The sequence below is a fragment of the Clostridioides sp. ZZV15-6597 genome, from assembly GCF_020657815.1.
Lineage (GTDB): Bacteria > Bacillota > Clostridia > Peptostreptococcales > Peptostreptococcaceae > Clostridioides.
The window spans coordinates 1-4,922 of the sequence record NZ_JAGWCT010000175.1 but is presented as its reverse complement, the minus strand read 5'-3'; the positions used below and the strand labels follow the sequence as shown (position 1 = coordinate 4,922).

Here is a 4,922-nt window from a genome sequence, read left to right as displayed (position 1 = left end):
TAATATATCTCTTCTTATATATATTTTTATTATAATATTTATATTGATTAATTAATAAAATATATTGTTTGATTCATATATCTTTATAATTATCTTACCTTCAATATTATTCATATTTATAATACCTATATTTTTATCTCTACTATCTCTACTATTCATTCTATTGTCTCCCATTACAAAAATATAATTTAATGGAATAACAATATTAACATTACCATAAGTATAAGTATCTTTATTAATATAGTTTTCTTCTATTAATTTCCCATTTATAAATACATTACCTTGTGTTATAAGTAAATTATCTCCTGGAGTTGCAATTACACGTTTAACTAATTTTTTTTTAAGCCTTTCACATATGTATTAAATACAATAATATCTCCTTTTCTTATATTTTTTTTAAAAAGTTTATTAATTATTAAGTAATCTTTTTCTTGTATAGTAGGATACATAGAATTTCCTTTTACTGTAATAATATTGTTTATCAAAAAAAGAAATAAAGAAACAATTAATATATATTTTAAATATCTAAATACTAGAGGAAAAGATTTTTTCGATAATTTTTTCATATTATAAACCTTTCAAATTTGTTTTGTTGTCCTTTTATTATTTATAGATAATGATGTAGATTAAATAAAAACTAAAATAAACTCCCTAATATTAAAATATTAAGGAATTTATCAGCAAAACTATAGTTATAAAAATAATAATTATTTAAAAATATTCTTTACTTTATCTAAGAATGTTTCATTATTATCTATGTTATTTTCAGTTGAATCTACCTTAGCATTGTCACCTAGAGCATTATCATTTGTTGAGTTTAAAATGCCAAGATTATTTTCCTTATTGTCTTTTGAAAATAATCCTGAGAAAAAGGCTTTTATACTATCCCACAGACCTGATTTCTCAAATTCAGTGCTAACTTTGTTTAAGACTTGATTTACATTAGTTGTAACTTTATTTAAAGAATCTTCTATTTTAGAATAATCATAATTCTGATTACTAACTTTAAGCATCATATTTGCTAAAGAAGTTTTTTGTTCAGGCGTTAATGAGACTTCATATTTGGCTGCTACTTCATCTATGACTTTATTTATTTTCTCTGATTCACTAACCTTCTCTTTTATGACTTCTTTTTTTATATCATTTACTACTCCAGTAGCTTTTTCTTGACCAATTTTTTCTCCTAAATCACCAGTTATAACTAATTCTTCTGTAGCAATTTCTTTTTTTTCTTCATCTAATTGTTTTCCAGTAGCTTTTTCAAATGCTTTAAAACAACCTGTCAATGCTCCAGTACCACTAACTGTAAATGGAGCAACTGCTATTACATTGGCATTCTCAACTCCAGAAGTTATTAATGTAGATGATATCATATCTGCTGTAACCCAATCTAAATTTGCAATTTTAACATTAACTCCACCTTCTTCAGTTGGCTCTATATATGCACAAGATAGTGTTCTATGTCCAATTTGTTCTTCTGTAGCTACTCCTTCAAGGTATTTTCTTTCATCTTTATTATTTACTAGAATAATGTCAATGTTATCCTCAGATACTCCTAGATATTGTAATACTTTTGATTTCTGTTTATCATTAAGATTTTCTCCAAGTGTAAGAACTTTTGAAGAGTCTGCAAAACAAAATAAAGTATTTGATAGTAGAAAAATTGTTATTAGAGATAATGTAGTCAAAGATTTTATATATTTTCTTATTTTCATTATGTTCCCTCCAAGTATCTTAATTTTTTTTATGGAATAAATTAGATATTCCTTTGAATGATGATTTATTTTTTCTGAAAAGCAATAAATAAATTAAAAATAGAGCTATAGGTAAACTAATAAGCGTTTTTTGAGGACTTTCGAAATAACCAAAAAATAAAAAAGCCCAAAATGTTAAAAATAAAAGTGCTATAAGTGATAATGCAGCAACAATAATTATAAGAATACTTCTGATTTTAGATGAAGTATCTAAGTCGTCATTAAAAAATTTATTTGACATATATATACATCTCCTTTATTAAAATTTGATACTAATACAAATAATTTTATTTTCTATTTATATTAAAATTGATTGTATTTTAATTAGTACTGTTTATATGTTTTTCAAAAATATTTAATACTAAGGTTTTATTTAATATAAAATCTTTTTCCAATTGATTTTTATATAAAATTTCATCTAAAGCTAACTTTAAATTTATTTTGTTTCTTTTTTTGATATGTTTTATTGAATTTGATTTAATATATTCATTAAAACAATTAAATAATAAAAGCTTTAAAATTACCTTAGAAACCTTTACACCATATTCGCTGAAATTAGAGTTTATCATAGATGTAGATTCTTTACTTTGTATTTCCTTATCATGCATGTATTCACAAAATATGGAAGATAGACTAACTGAAGAAACAATAAAATTATCATCCTTTATTGATTTTAAATATATTTGAGTAGCGATGTCTTCCATTTGTGTTTTATTTAATGTAAAAGATATATCATCTTTTTGTTTGAGTTTTCTCATGTCGCTTGAGATTCTACCATACCATAACTTATAATTATTATTAACTAATATTCTTAATAAATCTTTTGTTATTCGGATAGATGCCATATATTCAATCACCCCTTAATTATTTTATAATTATATTAATTTAATATATAAGAATATATATCTTATATGTAATTATATATATCTATATGTAAAAATATATATCTACATATTCTTATATATATAAATATATATGTCTTATTTATATATATATCAAAAAATAGTTTTTAAAAATAAATGGTATATATTAAGAATTGTGTACTAGAAGTGATTTATATATCTATTTTAATTGGTATTTTAACAAAAAAAAACTAGTAATTACTTGACAGTATAATTACTAGAAAAATATTTTTTATAAGCAAAACGTATACATACACATATACTAAATTAAAGATAACACATAATTGAACAAAAACCAATGACAAATTTTACCATATAAACACACTTAAGTTGCCACTTTTTTTAAAAATAGGTTAAATATATTATTTAGAGTGCTAAAAAGAGAAAACTCACGCTTCTTTAAAGAGTGAGTTTTTATTTAATATATTATATTATTATCTAAAAATATATTTATTGAGTTGATTTAATTAAAATATCTTTTATTATTTGTCTATTTCCATCATCTGGAATCAATCTATGGTACATGAGACTCATTAAATAGTTTGAAACGGCTTCTCTAGCTCTCATAGCACTTGTAGTTCTTTTAGCATGTTTGAAAATCGAACAATCAATGTTATTTTCAATGTAGTTAGTATAGCACATACAAGAGATAGCATCACATATAGCATAATCCAAATCATATTGTGAATTAAAGTCTCTATAGTTATAAAAATCCAAAACTATTCCTTTTTTTATAACATAAATTGAATCTATACTATCTATTTTTTCAAAGTAATTACGATATTTTTTAGAAATTATTTTTTCTTTTTTTATAAAGTGACCATTTATATAATTCTTATTAATAGATTCAGGAATAGCTCTTCCTAAAATATTTATATATATGTTTTGTTTCTTTAAGATATTTCGTATTTTAAAAATTTCTAAGGTAAATAAAACAATAGGGCTATTTATTTCTCGAAGAAAATCTTTTAGAGTAAATGTTTTTTCTTCATTGTTTATTAAGAATGTGTAAGTTTTTATCTTTTTTAATAGATATCCATACATTATATAGAATATATCTATGTTTTTAGACAATGATGTTTGTTTATTATTAATGGTATAATTAAGTACTTTTAATTGACTCACTGATTTTTTTATGTAGTATTTCATTTTATTTTAATCCCCTTTTAAATTAATCAATTATTGCTTGTTATGATAGCTTACTTTTTATCTAAAATATTATATAAATTTACGTTTTTATTTTCATCTAGATTTGAAAAATTTATAAATAAATTCTTTAACTGAAGATTTAATTTATTTGTTTTTTTAGAAAAATCATATTCAATATCTTTAAATATAGTTTTTCTATTGGTAATTAAATTTGATAGTGTTTGGTCCTGTAGTATATTATTAAAGTATTCCATAATAAATATATTTAAATGTTTATTTAGTAGTTCACTCATATTAGAAAAATAGTTTTTAACTAGTTTAATATCTTTAATTTGTAGTAATAAAAATATTTCAATTTTAACAAGAAATCCATCTTTTGTTATTATATCTAATACATCTAAAGAATAATCTTCAGTTTTAAGATAGCTCCAGCTAATAATAAATTCACCCCTTGGATATTTATCTACTTTATCAAATAAACAATTTATAGGATAAAAACCTTTTGTTAAAATAGTCTGTTCATTTTCTTTTGTAAAGTTCATTTTAGTTACTATTCCAATTTCATTTTCTTTAATTTCCGTTAATGAAAAGCCTTCACATTTTTTTATTTTATCAACTATTGAAAAAAATTTTTCAGGATATAAAGATATAATTTTAGATTTTGTTATGATACTGAATTGAGCCAGATTTATTGAATATGTTCCAGCTGTTAAAACGTCTCTTTGTATACCTGTATGACCTTTATTATCTAAAAATAATTTTGTGTCTTGAAAATTATTACTAGATATATTTTCAATAATATGTTTATTAGTTGAAGATTCACCAGAATGTGAAACTACATATGCAATTTCATCTGGATTTATATGTATTAGAGGAAACTTATGTATTCTATATATAAATTTATTTTTTAAATATACACCTGGTTTTAAAATATCAGCTTCAAATCCTGATTCCCCATTTAATGCAATTAATTTGTCACTTGAAAGATGTTTCATTGAGATTCTTTTTTCTACTATTGCAAATTCATTACCTTTTACTATAGTTATTTTCATTATTAAATTAATAATATAAAGTGTTAAATATAGAAAAAGTATTTTTAAAAGTAATATAGCTATTC

The 4,922-nt window shown here is 21.8% G+C and carries 7 protein-coding genes; all 7 read right to left on the bottom strand.

From position 1 onward, the window contains the following. Nucleotides 1-51 precede the first annotated feature (51 nt). Nucleotides 52-357 carry a signal peptidase I gene (lepB, locus tag KGF52_RS21515; protein WP_413927410.1) on the bottom strand — a complete coding sequence of 102 codons (306 nt, stop codon included), beginning with the start codon at nt 355-357 and terminating at the stop codon, nt 52-54. After that, on the bottom strand, nt 330-566 hold the full coding sequence (locus tag KGF52_RS21510) for a S26 family signal peptidase (protein WP_255646339.1): 237 nt from the start codon (nt 564-566) through the stop codon (nt 330-332). The genes lepB and KGF52_RS21510 overlap by 28 nt, the downstream gene beginning before the upstream one ends. A 141-nt stretch (nt 567-707) precedes the next feature. Continuing rightward, on the bottom strand, nt 708-1,715 hold the full coding sequence (locus KGF52_RS20300) for a DUF1002 domain-containing protein (RefSeq protein ID WP_227841427.1): 1,008 nt from the start codon (nt 1,713-1,715) through the stop codon (nt 708-710). A 19-nt stretch (nt 1,716-1,734) separates the two neighbouring features. Continuing rightward, nucleotides 1,735-1,995, bottom strand: coding sequence for a hypothetical protein (locus KGF52_RS20295; RefSeq protein WP_227841426.1), 261 nt, complete (start codon nt 1,993-1,995; stop codon nt 1,735-1,737). A 79-nt stretch (nt 1,996-2,074) separates the two neighbouring features. Continuing rightward, nucleotides 2,075-2,599 (bottom strand): hypothetical protein, encoded by a 525-nt coding sequence (locus KGF52_RS20290; protein ID WP_227841425.1) that lies wholly within the window; start codon nt 2,597-2,599, stop codon nt 2,075-2,077. 507 nt (nt 2,600-3,106) lie between these two features. Then, nucleotides 3,107-3,805, bottom strand: a complete 699-nt coding sequence (locus KGF52_RS20285) for a hypothetical protein (RefSeq protein ID WP_227841424.1) — start codon at nt 3,803-3,805, stop codon at nt 3,107-3,109. A 50-nt stretch (nt 3,806-3,855) separates the two neighbouring features. Then, nucleotides 3,856-4,922 (bottom strand): SPFH domain-containing protein (locus tag KGF52_RS20280; RefSeq protein WP_227841423.1); only part of this gene is annotated, 1,067 nt, incomplete at its 5' end.

Coding starts and splice junctions, on each gene's coding strand:
- KGF52_RS21510 (WP_255646339.1), bottom strand. CDS start 566: ATGAAAAAATTATCGAAAAAATCTTTTCCTCTAGTATTTAGATATTTA.
- KGF52_RS20300 (WP_227841427.1), bottom strand. CDS start 1,715: ATGAAAATAAGAAAATATATAAAATCTTTGACTACATTATCTCTAATA.
- KGF52_RS20295 (WP_227841426.1), bottom strand. CDS start 1,995: ATGTCAAATAAATTTTTTAATGACGACTTAGATACTTCATCTAAAATC.
- KGF52_RS20290 (WP_227841425.1), bottom strand. CDS start 2,599: ATGGCATCTATCCGAATAACAAAAGATTTATTAAGAATATTAGTTAAT.
- KGF52_RS20285 (WP_227841424.1), bottom strand. CDS start 3,805: ATGAAATACTACATAAAAAAATCAGTGAGTCAATTAAAAGTACTTAAT.